Genomic DNA, 12,662 nt, shown 5'->3' with positions numbered 1-12,662 from the left:
CGCGATGTGCGAGGACTACCTCGCCGGGCTCGGGCCGGACCGGGCGGCCGACGACGCCGACCGCGCGGCGGGACGGCGGATCACCTGCCCGGTGCTCTTCGTCTGGTCCACCCGCGACGACATGGTCGATCTCTACGGCGACCCGGCGGCGATCTGGCGGGACTGGGCCGACGACGTGCGGGCCGCGTCGGTCGACTCGGGCCACCACATGGCCGAGGAGGCACCGGAGCAGCTCGCGGCCGAACTCGCCGCCTTCCTGGCCGGCTGAGCGGCGGTGCCGACCGGCCGAGGCAGCGGGCTGACTCCGACCTGTGTGCCGCCGCCGGGCTCGACGGTCCCGCTGGCGGTCAGCCGACCGGGGTCGCCTCGCGGTCGGGCGTGCGGACGGTCTCGAGCAGGCCGCGCCGCCGCGCCCAGCGCTCGAAGACGAGCGTGGCGAAGGGCGGCACCGCGCAGGCCAGGGCCACCCCGGTGGTGAGCAGGCTCCACCGGCGCAGCCGGGCCACCGCCAGCACCAGCACGCCGTATGCCATGAACAGCCCGCCGTGGATCGGCCCGAAGACCTGCACGCCCAGTTCGTTGGCGGGCGGACCGTACTTGACCGCCATGCCGGCCAGCAGGGCGGCCCACGACACCGCCTCGGCGATCGCCGCCACCACGAACAGCCGGGTCACCTTCTCGCGCATCAGCTCTCCCCCCACCTCTCGCGCCGCCATGCTAGTCGCGCTCCCCGCCGCGCCGGGCCGCAACGGGTGGGCCCGCGACGAGGGTCACCCGGCCCCCGAGTGGGTAAGTAGGGAGATTCAGGTCTTCCCCCACCTGTGGTGCCGTGCGAGGTTAGGGGGACCAGCGGTGACAGGGTGGTGACCATGGGCGAGGAAGTCGGCGTGCGGACCTTCAGCCGGGAGGATCGGGCCCGCTACCGGGACAAGGTACGGCGCTGCCTCGACGTCTTCGCCGAGATGCTGCGCGAGTCCCGCTTCGACGTGGACCGCCCGATGACCGGGCTGGAGATCGAGCTGAACCTGGTCGACGACGACTCGATGCCGACCATGCGCAACGCCGACGTGCTGGCCGCCATCGCCGACCCGAGCTTCCAGACCGAGCTGGGCCAGTTCAACGTGGAGATCAACGTGGCGCCCCGCCGGCTCGCCGGCACCGGCACCGCCGAGTTCGAGGAGCACGTGCGGGCCAGCCTGAACGCCGCCGAGGAGAAGGCCCGCACGATCGGCGCGCACATGGTGATGATCGGCGTTCTGCCGACGTTGCGTCCCGAGCACCTGACGGCGGAGACGTTGTCGGCCAACCCCCGCTACGCGCTGCTCAACGAGCAGATCTTCGCCGCCCGGGGCGAGGACCTGCGCATCGCAATCAACGGGGTCGAGCGGCTGGCGGTCACCGCCGACACCATCACCCCCGAGGCGGCCTGCACCAGCACGCAGTTCCACCTGCAGGTCAGCCCGGCCCAGTTCGCCGACTACTGGAACTCCGCGCAGGCGATCGCCGGCGTCCAGGTGGCGCTGGGGGCCAACTCGCCGCTGTTCTTCGGCCGGGAACTGTGGCGCGAGACCCGGATCCCGCTGTTCCAGCAGGCCACCGACACCCGCTCGGAGGAGATCAAGGCGCAGGGCGTACGACCCCGGGTCTGGTTCGGCGAGCGCTGGATCACCAACGTGTTCGACCTGTTCGAGGAGAACGTGCGCTACTTCCCGGCGCTGCTGCCGGTCTGCGACCCGGAGGACCCGGCCGAGGCCCTGGCCGTCGGCGGGGTGCCCAAGCTGGCCGAGCTGCGGCTGCACAACGGCACCATCTACCGGTGGAACCGGCCGGTCTACGACGTGCTGAAGGGCCGGCCGCACCTGCGGGTGGAGAACCGGGTGCTGCCGGCCGGGCCGACGGTGCTGGACACCGTCGCCAACGGGGCCTTCTACTTCGGCCTGGTCCGGGCCCTCGCCGAGTCGGACCGGCCACTGTGGTCGCAGATGTCGTTCAGCGCCGCCGAGGAGAACTTCACCAGCTGCGCCCGGCACGGCATCGACGCCCAGGTCTACTGGCCGGGCCTGGGCTACCTGCCGGTCACCGAACTGGTGCTGCGCCGGCTGCTGCCGCTGGCGCACCACGGGTTGGACCGGTGGGGCGTCGACCCGGACGAGCGGGACCGGCTGCTCGGCATCATCGAGCAGCGCTGCCTGACCGGGCGCAACGGCGCGAGCTGGCAGGTGGAGACGCTGCACCGGCTGGAGTCCGCCGACCATCTGGACCGGCCGGCGGCGCTGCGCGAGGTGGTCCGGCACTACGTGACGCTAATGCACAGCAACCGCCCGGTCCACGAGTGGCCGATCCCCTGACGCCCCCGGTGACCGCCGGGTGGTTTCCGCCCTGTGGCGGCTCAGCCCGCCGGGCCGGGCGCGAGGGCCGGCGGGACGGAACCCGGTTCAGACCTTGAGCACGACCTTGGTGCAGTCGTCCTGCTTCTTCTGGAAGATCTTGTAGCCCTTGGGCGCGTCCTTGAGCGGCAGGCGGTGGCTGATGATGAAGCTCGGGTCGATGTCGCCGCGCTGGATGCGGTCGAGCAGCGGGCGGGTGTAGCGCTGGACGTGGCACTGCCCGGTCCGCATGATCAGGGACCGGTTCATGAACGCGCCCATCGGGAACTTGTCGACGAACCCGCCGTACGCGCCGATCACCGACACGACGCCGCCGCTGCGGCACGCCAGGATCGCCTGGCGCAGCGCGAACGGCCGTTCCGTCTCCAGCCGGACCGCCTGCTTGGCGCGGTCGTACGCGTACATGGCGGCGTTGCCGTGGTGCCCCTCCAGGCCGACCGCGTCGATGCAGGCGTCCGGGCCCCGGCCGGCGGTCATCGCGTTGAGCGTGTCCAGCACGTCGCTGTCCTCGTAGTTGATCGTCTCCGCGCCGGCGTGTTCCCGGGCCAGCCGCAGCCGGTACGGGTACCGGTCGATGACGATCACCCGTTCCGCGCCGAGCATCCGGGCGCTGGCGGCGGCGAGCAGGCCGACCGGCCCGGCGCCCCAGACGGCGATGACGTCGCCGGGCTTGATGTCGCACATCTCCGCACCCATGAACGCGGTCGGAAAGACGTCGGCGAGCATCACCGCCTGGTCGTCGGGCACGTCGTCGGGCACCTTGATCGGCCCGACGTCGGCGAACGGCACCCGGGCGTACTCGGCCTGGCCGCCGGCGTAGCCGCCGAGCAGGTGGGAGTAGCCGAAGATGCCCGCCGGGGAGTGACCCATGATCTTCTCGGCGATCCCGGCGTTCGGGTTGGAGTTCTCGCAGACGGAGTAGAGGCCACGCTGGCAGGAGTTGCAGCGCCCGCACGCAATCGGGAAGGGCACCACCACCCGGTCGCCGGGTTTGAGGTTGCGCACCTGCGGGCCGACCTCCACCACCTCGCCCATGAACTCGTGGCCGAGGATGTCGCCCTTGCGCATGTCGGGGATGTAGCCGTGGTAGAGGTGCAGGTCGGAGCCGCAGATGGCGGTGGAGGTGATCCGCACGATCGCGTCCCGGGCGTTCATGATGGTCGGGTCGGGCACGTTGATGACCTTGACGCTGTCCGTGCCCATCCAGGCGGTGGCCTTCATCGTCTCTCCTCTCGGGTCGGGGGTCAGCGGCGGGCGGGCGGCAGCGGCTGGGCCGGGCGCTGTATGACCTGCTGGCGGACTGAGATGCCGTCCGGGCTGCCCTCCGAGCGGACCACCTCGCCGGTCTCCAACACCTGCTTGAACCGGCGCAGGTCGTCGCGGACCTGCTGCTCGGGTTCCTCCCCGAAGAGCTTCGCGACCACCCGGCCGAGCGCCCCGGCGGGCGGCGCGTACCGCAGTTGCACCCGCACCTCGGTGCCGCGGTCGCCGGGCGCGGGCACGAACCGGACCCGGCCGGCGTTGGGTACCCGGGTGCCGGGCAGCGACCGCCAGGCGATCGAGCGGTTCGGCCGGTCGTCGACGATTTCCGCGTCCCACTCGATGCGGCGGCTGGCCGGGCCCCGGGCGATCCAGTGCGAGCGGCGCAGGTCCTCGGCGCGCACCGACTCCAGGTGGGACATGAACCGGGGCAGGTTCTCCACGTCCCGCCAGAACCGGTACGCATCCGCGGGGGTGCGGTTGACGGTGACCCCGATCTCCATCCGGATGACCCGCTCCCGGGCCCGGCGCGACCGCGCGGCGCCGACGGCGGCGAGCAGGTCGGCCACGGCGATGCCGCCGACCACGGCGGTGGTCAGCGCGACCCGCCGGCGCCGCTCGCCGCACCGGTCCCCCCACGCCCGCCCGAGCAGGGTCAGGTCCATCGCGTCGCCGGCCACCCGGGTCCACGCCCAGCCCGCCGGGCGGCGCCCCCGGATCAGGCCGGCGGCGTGCACCAGCTCGCGGGCGCCGACGGCCGGGATCACCGTCGGTGCCAGGGGCGAGTCGTCCACCCCGGTCAGTTGCGCGAGGCGCCCCGGGGCGGCCAGCGCGCCCACGCCGAGGGCGAGACTCAGCCAGCCCAGCGCCCGGGGCAGCAACGGCTTCGGCTCCGGCCCGTCAAGTTCGGGCAGCAGCACCTCGTCAGCCTCGTCCACTCCTCTGCCTCCTCCGCCTCGACGCCCGGCCCGCCCCGGATTCGGACGACGGGGCAGCCGAGCGGTGAACCCACCACCGTGACGCTATGCCCCGCAATCGGCGCGTGATGCCCAAATGCACCCACCGATCGGAGGTCGGCCCGTCGTCGGGTCAGGCCGACACGGCGTGGGTCAAGGTCATGAGCTGGGCCGGTTCGACCTCGCTGACGCGCAGGTGCCCCGGTCACCGACGTGACCGGGGCACCTGCGAGAGACGGCCTGCGCGGAGGTTCGGACCCCGCTAGCGGAGCGACCGGAAGGCCGCGCGGAGCTCGCCGGAAAGAAGCTGCGGCTGTTCCCAGGCTGCGAAGTGCCCGCCGTCGTCGAGCTTGTTGTAGTGGATCAGGTTGGGATAAGCCCGCTCCGCCCAACTCCTCGGGGCCTCGTACATCTCATTGGGAAAGACACTCACGGCAGCCGGGACGGAGACGCCCTTGGCGGCGAAGAAGGAGAACGTGTTCTCCGCATAGATGCGAGCCGCGGAGACCCCCGTGTTCGTCAACCAGAAGAGCGTGATGTTGTCGAGGATGTCGTCTCGCGTCAGGCCCCGGGGTTGTCCGGCGAAGACCTCGCAGATCAGGTCGAGGCTACGAGCGTCATGGTCGATCATGTAGGTTGCCAGACCAACCGGCGAATCCGCGAATCCGGTCAGTGTCTCCGGGCGCGTCCCCATGAGGAGGGCGTAGGCGGAATGCTTCCAGAAGAAGTCAATTTGCTCGCACGTGTGCCTTTCCTCGGCGGAGAGATCGGCTGGCAGTGAGCCGAGCGCATTGTTCACTCCGGTGATGTCGGACTGGAGCAGCGCATCGAGGTCGGGTGGGACCACACCAGGCATGTTGGTGTGCACGCCGAGCAGTTCCGCAGGCGCCTCCAACCCCATCAGATCCGTGATGAGCGCTCCCCAGTCCCCGCCCTGCGCCACATATCGCGTGTATCCGAGGCGCTTCATCAGCTCGATCCAGGCACGTGCCACGTGATCGGGCCCCCAGCCGGGCGCGGTCGGCTTGCCCGAGAAGCCGAAGCCGGGCAGCGACGGAATCACCAGATGGAACGCATCCGACGCGTCCGCGCCGTGTGCCGTGGGATCGGTGAGCGGACCGACAAGTTTCAACTGCTCGATCACCGAGCCGGGCCAGCCGTGCGTGACGATGAGCGGCAGTGCGTCCTCATGTTTCGAGCGGACGTGGATGAAGTGGATGTCGAGCCCGTCGATCTCGGTGACGAACTGCGGTAGGGCGTTCAGTCTCGCCTCGACCTTGCGCCAGTCGTACTCCTTCTCCCAGTGGCGGGCGAGGGCCTGGCTCGTCGCGAGCGGCACGCCCTGCGACTGGTCGTCGACGGTCTCCTTCTCGGGCCACCGCGTGGCCGCGATGCGCTTGCGCAGCGCGTCGAGATCCGCCTCGGGGATCTCCACGCGGAACGGCCGGATGTCCGTGCTGGTACGGGTCAGCGTCTGTGTCCTGGCAGCCACGTGGGGCCTCCTTCTCGTTCGGGTTCATCGGATCCCAGCGGCGGCGCTGGGAACTAGGTGCCGCTCTCACCCCGGCGGGGAAGCTTCCAGTTCGGTCGGACGAAGTGGCAGGTGTAGCCACCGGGATTGCGCTCCAGGTAGTCCTGGTGTTCCGGCTCCGCCTCCCAGAAGGGGCCGGCCGGGCTGACCTCGGTGACCACCTTGCCGGGCCACAGGCCGGAGGCGTCGACGTCGGCGATCGTGTCCTCGGCGACCTCCCGCTGCTGGTCGTTGCAGTAGAAGATGGCCGACCGGTAGCTGACTCCCACGTCGTTGCCCTGGCGATTCTTCGTGGTCGGGTCGTGCACCTGGAAGAAGAACTCGAGAAGCTCCCGGTAGGACAGCTTGTCGGGGTCGAACTCGATCTCGATCGCCTCGGCGTGGGAACCATGGTTGCGGTACGTCGCGTTCGGCACGTCCCCGCCGGTGTATCCGACCCTGGTGGTGAGCACGCCGGGGCGTTTCCGGATGAGATCCTGCATCCCCCAGAAGCAGCCGCCAGCCAGGATCGCCTTTTCGCTCGTGTCGGTCATCGCTCCGCTCCCTCTGGATGCTCGAACATCAGGACACGCCCTCTGGGCCGAAGGTGAAGACGTACGCGCGGAAGCCGGGTTGGCCGGGGACGAGGGTCAGCAGGTGGTCGTCGCGGGACGCGTCGGCGACGAGTCGGACCATGGCCGCCCGGTCGATGTGCGCTGTCCCGTCCCGGTCGACGTCGGCTCCGCGCTCGTCGCCGATCGGTTGCCCGTCGAGCAGCACCCTGACCGCGGCCTGCCCGGTGGGTCCCGGGTCGACGACGAGGTTCACCTCGCCGGCGTTGAAGGGCAGGGCGAGCTCCCCGGTGCCGCCGGCGAGTTCGACGTACTCGCCGCCGATGAGCCAGTCGCCGGTCAGGGCGTAGGTGCCCGAGACCCGCCGGTCGGCGCCGAGGTACGTCTCGGGAGTGATGCCGACGTAGGTGGGCTGCCTGGTCGTGGCGAAGGTCATCACCTCGGCGCTGACCAGCGGCAGCGTGGCGCCGGGTGCCCGGAGATCGAGAAGCCGACGGATCTCCGACTCGACCTGCTCGTAGCTGCCCTCTCCGACCCACCGGTCGACAAGGCCTCCGTTCACGTCGAACAGGTACTTCGCCGGCCAGGCGTCGTTGCGCAGGGCCCGCCAGAAGGTGAAGTCGTTGTCGATCGCGATGGGGTAGGTGAGACCGTGGTCGCGGACGGCCCGGTCGATGTTCTCCGCGTGCCGGCCGAACTCGAACTCGGGTGCGTGCACGCCGATGACGGTCAGGCCCAGGTCCGCGTAGTCACGGTGCCACGCCTTGACGTAGGGCGCGGTGCGGATCCAGTTGACGCAGGTGTACTCCCAGAAGTCGACCAGGACCACCCGGCCGCGCAGATCCTCGGGGGTCAGCGGCGGCGAGTTCACCCACCGCTCGACGGTGATCGCAGGGAGCTGCACGGTCATTCCCGTCGTCACGCCGGCACCTCGACGGCCGCGGCGCCAACGATGGTCTTGTCAGCGTCGTTCTGCACATAGCCGACCACCGAGGCGTGTCGTGGGTCGAGGTCCGGCGGCACCGCGAGTTCGACCCGCCCATCCCCTCGGACCAGCTTCGCGGACGTGAAGGCGCGTACCACGCCGTCCTGCCGTAGCCGCCGCCCGGCGTTCTCTCCCCGGGGGACGTCGTTCTCCAGGCCCCGCTGCACGACCGCCACGTTCAGCACCGCCCCCTCCGGCAGCCGCCCGGCCTGGTAGTCCACCATCACCCGACGTCCGTCGCCCGTGCTCCCGTCGGCGTCCCGCACCGACAGCGCGAGCGACGTGGCAGCTGCTTCACCGAGGGCGGACGTGATCGCCGAGGATGCCGCCCGGCGGTCGGAGCCGACGAACTCGACGGTGCCGTTGACGACCATCTGCGGCGTGTACAACCCTCCGGAGCCGAAGGCCCGCGCGTACGCCTCCTGCCGGAGGGTGTGCGCCCGGTCGCCGTACGGGTCGGCCCAGCCCAGGTGGTCCCAGTAGTCGACGTGGAAGCCGAGGGCGTAGACGCGCTCGGCCCGCTCCCGGGCGTCGCGGTCGATCTCGGACAGCAGTTCCTCGGCGGGAGGGCAACTGTTGCAGCCCTGCGAGGTGAACATCTCCACGACGGCGAAGCCTCCACCGGCCGCCGGGCGTCCGCTACCCGACTCTCTGCGCGATGTGTCCGTCATGGCGCCCCTCCCCCGGTCAGTCCCCGCTGGCGGCACTGCCCTTCCCGCTACGACCGCGACCATGCCCCGCGCCTGCCGGACCAGGCGGGCCCCGGCCGCCCTCGTCGCGGCACCCGGGCCAGAAGCGCGCCAGGCGATCAGCGGCGACAAAATCGGATCGCCCCACCGAGGCCGTCGTGCGACCGTTGCCGCATGCCGCAACCGATCTTGCGCACCGACCGCCTGCTGCTGGTCCCGCTCGCCGACCGGCACCTCGACCTGGAGGTCCAGCTCGACTCCGACCCGGAGGTGCTGCGCTACCTCTACGGCCGGGCGCGGTCGAGGGACGAGGTGGTCGCATCGCACGAGCAGCGGATGGGCCTGGCCGGCCTGGTGGACGGCCTGGGCTACTGGATGGCGTTCGACTCCGGCGGCGTCACCCGCGGCTCGACGCCACCGGCACGGGAGGACGAGGGCGAGTTCGTCGGGCTCATGATGCTGCCGCCCGCGCACGGCCCCGACCAACCTGACGACCCGACCGTCAGCGACCTGGGTTACCGCCTCCTGCGTCGGCACTGGCGGAAGGGCCTGGCCAGCGAGGCGTCGCGCGCCCTCCTGCGGCACGCCTTCGACACCGTCCGGCAGAGCCGGGTGATCGCGCAGACCATGGCCGTGAACACCGGCTCCCGGCGCGTGATGGAGACCATCGGCATGCGGTACGTGCGCACGTACTTCCCGTCCTATGACGACCCGCTGCCGGGAACGGACCTGGGTGAGGTCGAGTACGAGATGACCCGCGAGATGTGGGAGGCGGGTCGACCCGGGTGACCGCGAGCGAGCGGAACGGTGCTCGTCGCCTCGTCGTCCGGGCGCGCGTGCACCGCCATCAAGGTCAGAGATCGCTCAGCCACCCCAACACCGGACGAGGGAGGTCCGACGCACTAGCATGGCCGCGGTCCGGGACGGCTCTGCTGAAACGAGGCGAAATGCGATGGCTCCGGCAGTTGCTGGGCGGCGGACGGGTCCAGCTCGATGCGGGGCGGCAGCAGGCGCTGCTACGGGACGTCCAGTACCGGTACGGCGCCCGCGCGCAGAGCCGATTTCCCGAGCAGGTCGAGGCGGTCACGGGACTGCTGAACGGCGATGACGGCTTGGTGGTGGCGGCCCGGGTGGTCAGCCAGGTCGCCGACGAGGCCCACGCGGACCTACAGGCCCAGGCCCACGAGCTGCACCGACGGACCGGCCGGCGGCTCCTGGTGCACCGCCGGAACTACCGGCCGCTGTGGAAGGAGGCCGGCCCGGCGCTGCGGTGGCCACTGTTCGCGTTGCCGTGCGGCTTCCACCCGTACGCGCAGCTGGCCGCCGCCGTCGCGGTGGTCGGCAGCCAGGCGCCCCGGCTCGACCGGGTGACCGACCCGAATCCGCTTCTGACCCGCGTATTTGAGGTGCTCGACCTCACCACCGCCGGCTGGGAGTACGGCCGGGTGCGGGTGGACACCGACGCCGCCGCCCTGGCCGACCGACTGATCTCAAGTGCCGCGCAGGTCCTCGCAGCTATCGACGACCCGCCCCCGCTGCCACCTCCGATCCGTGAGCTGATGCGCCGCAACAACACCCTCGACGTGCACGATCCGACCGGCCCTCGCGCCGTAAATGGGATCAATCTGGGCGCGAGGATGCGGGAGCGTCTGCTGGTCTGACGACAGCGCTCAGACGCCACCCTCGTCAACACAACAAGGTGAGACCTCGCTAATCCGAGTCACCTGCCGCGGTCATCCGTATTCACGACCGAGGATCACGAGTACATCAGGTGCAGGGTCATCCCGGCGTCGGCGTGCTCCAGGTTGTGACAGTGGTTGGCCCACATTCCGGGGTTGTCGGCCTGGAACGCCACCTCCCAGACGTCGCCGGGGCGTACGTCGAAGGAGTCCAGCCACAATTGACTTCCGGTAGCTCGCTTTCCGTTGCGGGACAGCACCAGGACGTGATGGCCGTGCAGATGCCACGGGTGCACGATCTGGGACCGGTTCACGATTGTGAACTTGACGATGTCGCCGAGGCGTACGACCTGAGGCGGGATGTCCGGATCGGCCGCGCCGTTGACGGTGTGGGCGTACCGCGGAAGCAGTCCGTGCAGGTCGATGCCGCGGTCGAGGACGAGGGTGAACTCCGTGTCGTACCGGGACCACGGCACGGGAGAACTGACGCCGTAGGTGAGCGGATCCAGCACCGGCCACGCGCCGGTCTCCGCCGCCACCGGTCCGGTCGAGTAGACCGCCCGTCCGTCGACGAACAGCGCCACCGGCGTGGCGGGCGCGGTGAACACCAGGTCGTAGCGTCCCCCGGCCGGGATCAGCACGGCGGTGTGCACGAGCGACGTCGGGCCCCGCAGGTCGGATCCGTCGATCGCGGCGACCCGGAACGGGGTCCCGGCCAGGGCGTACCGGTGCGTTGTGCTGTCGGTGTTGATAAGCCGCAGCCGCACGGGCACTCCCGCCTCGACCGGCTCCGCTCTCGGTGCGGGCAGCGAAAGGCCCGCCAGGGTGTGCACCGGCACGGTGACGTCGACGCCGGTCACCGGCGCCGGGCGCACCACCAGGACACCGTAGAGCCCCATCCGCACGCCGACGTCGGATACCGCATGCGTGTGGTACCAGTACGTCCCCGCCTGGTCGGCGCGGAAGCGGTGGACGAACTCCTGTCCGGGCAGCACCGCCGCCTGCGTCACGCCGGGCACCCCGTCCTGACTGTTCGGCACGTCGTACCCGTGCCAGTGCAGCGTGACCCCCCGCGCGATGTCCCGGTTGCGCAGCGTGACCTCGAGGACGTCGCCGACGGTGGCGGTCAGCTCCGGCCCGGGAACCTGCCCGTCGAACGCCCACGCCGCGACGTCCCGGCCGCTCACATTCACCGTGGCGGTCCCGGCCGTCAGGGTGAACCGCCTGGTCGGTTCGCCGGCGGTCCGCGCATCCCTATATCCATGATCATGCGGTACGCCGCGAGCGGCGTCCGGTGCGGCGGCCAGCCCGGTTCCGGTCACCAGCGCCGCGACCGCCACCGCGACGGCGGCCCGGGACATCGTCCGGGACGGGCGCGCGCCGAGGGCGCGCCACGAGACCGCGGTCGCCGCGAGGACCCCGGCGACCGCGAGCAGTCCCGTACCCGCCGACGCCGGATAGCCATGCAGGACCGTCACGAGCAGGCCGCCGGTCACGGCGTACCCGGCGAAGAGAAGCGGGACCGCGACGGACCGGATGTCGCCCGGGGCCCGCAGCAGCCGCGGCCCGGCGACTGCCATCGCCGCGAGCGACAGCGGGGCGGCGATGAGGACCTTCTCCGCCGCGAACCACCACCCGGCGCGGGCGAGCGCGGTGATCGTGATCGCCCGGGCGAGCGTGGCGAGCAGCGCGACGGCGGCCAGTCCCAGGGCGAGCGGACGGCGCCGGGCGGCCGACGCGGCGCCGCCGCCCAGCCACCCGGCGGCCGCCAGGACCGCGATGACGAGGTCAGCCGCGAGCAGCGAGCCGACGGTCATGCCGGCTCCCCTTCCCGGACGGTCACCCGGGCGGCGCCGGCCGGCGCCGGGGGGGCCAGCTTTCGCGCTGCCTGGTGGACCCCGACCACGACGTGCACCGCGATGATTCCGTTGAGCGCGTGCAGCCCGGCGATGGTCAGGCCGAACGGGGTGCTGGCGCCCGCGGCGTCGGTGGCCCCGCTCGCGAGCCCGGCAATGAGCGCCTGCACGACGACGAGGCCGAGCGGCAGGACCGCCAGTCCGACGAGCCGGCCCGGCGCCTTCGCCAGCACGGCGAAGAGGATGGTGAGCAGGGTGAGCACGGGGATGACCGCCATCCCGGTGACGCTGTGCAGTGCGTAGGCGTCGTCGCCCGCGGGTTTCGTGAACGCGCCCACGGCGGCGAAGACGAACTGCAGGGCGAACGCGGCGAGCAACAGAGCGGTGACGATGACGAAGGCCTTGCGCATGGTGAACTCCTAGGGATGAGCCGGGGACAGTGCCTGGGCGACGTGATCGGTGGCCGTGATGGCGCCGTACGCGACCAGCCGCACGAGGTCGGCGTCGGCCGGGTGGGAAAGCCGCCACAGGGCGACGTCGCCCACGCTGATCGCGCTGGGCGCGAACGCCGCCAGCAGCGCGATGCGCGTCCCGACACGGTCCGCTCCGGGCACGTCCCGGACCAGATCGACGGCCCAGTCCGCGGGCCGGGCCGGGTACCGCCCGTCCTCCCACCGCACGGTGGCCGCGACGGCTTGGCGCGCCACGTCGCCCAGGAGGTCCCCGCCGCGCGTGGCGGCGTTCTTCAACGACGCGTACGCGACGCCG

General features: G+C 71.4%; 13 protein-coding genes and 1 pseudogene. 4 read left to right on the top strand and 10 right to left on the bottom strand.

Annotated features, from left to right (window positions below; all coding sequences use genetic code 11):
* Window positions 1-268: alpha/beta fold hydrolase (locus NCC78_RS17335; protein WP_372495149.1), on the top strand; the 268-nt coding region annotated here is incomplete at its 5' end.
* Between the two features lie 79 nt (window positions 269-347).
* Here NCC78_RS17335 and NCC78_RS17330 read toward each other — a convergent pair.
* The gene (locus NCC78_RS17330; protein ID WP_250795643.1) at window positions 348-686 is read right to left on the bottom strand and encodes a DUF3817 domain-containing protein; all 339 of its coding nucleotides are present in this window, start codon (window positions 684-686) and stop codon (window positions 348-350) included.
* Between the two features lie 183 nt (window positions 687-869).
* Between NCC78_RS17330 and NCC78_RS17325 the strand changes: the two genes are divergently transcribed.
* Window positions 870-2,348 carry a glutamate-cysteine ligase family protein gene (locus NCC78_RS17325; protein WP_250795642.1) on the top strand — a complete coding sequence of 493 codons (1,479 nt, stop codon included), beginning with the start codon at window positions 870-872 and terminating at the stop codon, window positions 2,346-2,348.
* A gap of 87 nt (window positions 2,349-2,435) precedes the next feature.
* On the opposite strand, the gene NCC78_RS17320 is transcribed toward NCC78_RS17325, so the two are convergent.
* The 6 genes from NCC78_RS17320 to NCC78_RS17295 form a co-directional block, all read right to left on the bottom strand.
* On the bottom strand, window positions 2,436-3,608 hold the full coding sequence (locus NCC78_RS17320) for a zinc-dependent alcohol dehydrogenase (protein ID WP_250795641.1): 1,173 nt from the start codon (window positions 3,606-3,608) through the stop codon (window positions 2,436-2,438).
* Between the two features lie 23 nt (window positions 3,609-3,631).
* Window positions 3,632-4,585, bottom strand: a complete 954-nt coding sequence (locus NCC78_RS17315) for an SRPBCC family protein (RefSeq protein WP_250795639.1) — start codon at window positions 4,583-4,585, stop codon at window positions 3,632-3,634.
* Window positions 4,586-4,865: 280 nt separating this feature from the next.
* Complete coding sequence (locus NCC78_RS17310) at window positions 4,866-6,095, bottom strand: epoxide hydrolase family protein (protein ID WP_250795637.1); 1,230 nt, start codon at window positions 6,093-6,095, stop codon at window positions 4,866-4,868.
* A gap of 53 nt (window positions 6,096-6,148) precedes the next feature.
* Complete coding sequence (gene msrA, locus NCC78_RS17305; protein WP_250795636.1) at window positions 6,149-6,667, bottom strand: peptide-methionine (S)-S-oxide reductase MsrA; 519 nt, start codon at window positions 6,665-6,667, stop codon at window positions 6,149-6,151.
* 28 nt (window positions 6,668-6,695) lie between these two features.
* The gene (locus NCC78_RS17300) at window positions 6,696-7,607 is read right to left on the bottom strand and encodes a redoxin domain-containing protein (RefSeq protein ID WP_250795634.1); all 912 of its coding nucleotides are present in this window, start codon (window positions 7,605-7,607) and stop codon (window positions 6,696-6,698) included.
* The gene (locus tag NCC78_RS17295; RefSeq protein WP_250795633.1) at window positions 7,604-8,341 is read right to left on the bottom strand and encodes a DUF1223 domain-containing protein; all 738 of its coding nucleotides are present in this window, start codon (window positions 8,339-8,341) and stop codon (window positions 7,604-7,606) included. Before NCC78_RS17295 ends, NCC78_RS17300 begins: the two co-directional genes overlap by 4 nt.
* A gap of 192 nt (window positions 8,342-8,533) precedes the next feature.
* Here NCC78_RS17295 and NCC78_RS17290 point away from each other — a divergent pair, with 192 nt between their 5' ends.
* Together NCC78_RS17290 and NCC78_RS17285 are read left to right on the top strand one after the other, a co-directional pair.
* Entirely contained in the window at window positions 8,534-9,148 is a 615-nt protein-coding gene (locus NCC78_RS17290; protein ID WP_250795632.1) for a GNAT family N-acetyltransferase, read from the top strand.
* Window positions 9,149-9,306: 158 nt separating this feature from the next.
* Entirely contained in the window at window positions 9,307-10,020 is a 714-nt protein-coding gene (locus tag NCC78_RS17285) for a hypothetical protein (RefSeq protein WP_250795631.1), read from the top strand.
* A gap of 95 nt (window positions 10,021-10,115) precedes the next feature.
* On the opposite strand, the gene NCC78_RS17280 is transcribed toward NCC78_RS17285, so the two are convergent.
* From NCC78_RS17280 to NCC78_RS17270, 3 genes and pseudogenes are all read right to left on the bottom strand, one after another.
* On the bottom strand, window positions 10,116-11,855 hold the full coding sequence (locus NCC78_RS17280) for a multicopper oxidase family protein (protein WP_250795630.1): 1,740 nt from the start codon (window positions 11,853-11,855) through the stop codon (window positions 10,116-10,118).
* Window positions 11,852-12,304, bottom strand: a complete 453-nt coding sequence (locus NCC78_RS17275; protein ID WP_250795629.1) for a DUF6220 domain-containing protein — start codon at window positions 12,302-12,304, stop codon at window positions 11,852-11,854. The genes NCC78_RS17280 and NCC78_RS17275 overlap by 4 nt, the downstream gene beginning before the upstream one ends.
* 9 nt (window positions 12,305-12,313) lie before the next feature.
* Window positions 12,314-12,662: pseudogene (locus NCC78_RS17270) on the bottom strand (carboxymuconolactone decarboxylase family protein); the annotation flags it as partial.

This window comes from Micromonospora phytophila, assembly GCF_023656545.1.
Classification (GTDB): Bacteria; Actinomycetota; Actinomycetes; order Mycobacteriales; family Micromonosporaceae; genus Micromonospora; species Micromonospora phytophila.
This window is presented reverse-complemented; position numbering and strand designations above follow the sequence as displayed.

Bases quoted from the DNA above. Each gene is read 5' to 3' on its own strand.
- NCC78_RS17330 (WP_250795643.1), bottom strand. From the start codon at position 686: ATGCGCGAGAAGGTGACCCGGCTGTTCGTGGTGGCGGCGATCGCCGAG.
- NCC78_RS17325 (WP_250795642.1), top strand. From the start codon at position 870: ATGGGCGAGGAAGTCGGCGTGCGGACCTTCAGCCGGGAGGATCGGGCC.
- NCC78_RS17320 (WP_250795641.1), bottom strand. From the start codon at position 3,608: ATGAAGGCCACCGCCTGGATGGGCACGGACAGCGTCAAGGTCATCAAC.
- msrA (WP_250795636.1), bottom strand. From the start codon at position 6,667: ATGACCGACACGAGCGAAAAGGCGATCCTGGCTGGCGGCTGCTTCTGG.
- NCC78_RS17295 (WP_250795633.1), bottom strand. From the start codon at position 8,341: ATGACGGACACATCGCGCAGAGAGTCGGGTAGCGGACGCCCGGCGGCC.
- NCC78_RS17290 (WP_250795632.1), top strand. From the start codon at position 8,534: ATGCCGCAACCGATCTTGCGCACCGACCGCCTGCTGCTGGTCCCGCTC.
- NCC78_RS17285 (WP_250795631.1), top strand. From the start codon at position 9,307: ATGCGATGGCTCCGGCAGTTGCTGGGCGGCGGACGGGTCCAGCTCGAT.
- NCC78_RS17280 (WP_250795630.1), bottom strand. From the start codon at position 11,855: ATGACCGTCGGCTCGCTGCTCGCGGCTGACCTCGTCATCGCGGTCCTG.
- NCC78_RS17275 (WP_250795629.1), bottom strand. From the start codon at position 12,304: ATGCGCAAGGCCTTCGTCATCGTCACCGCTCTGTTGCTCGCCGCGTTC.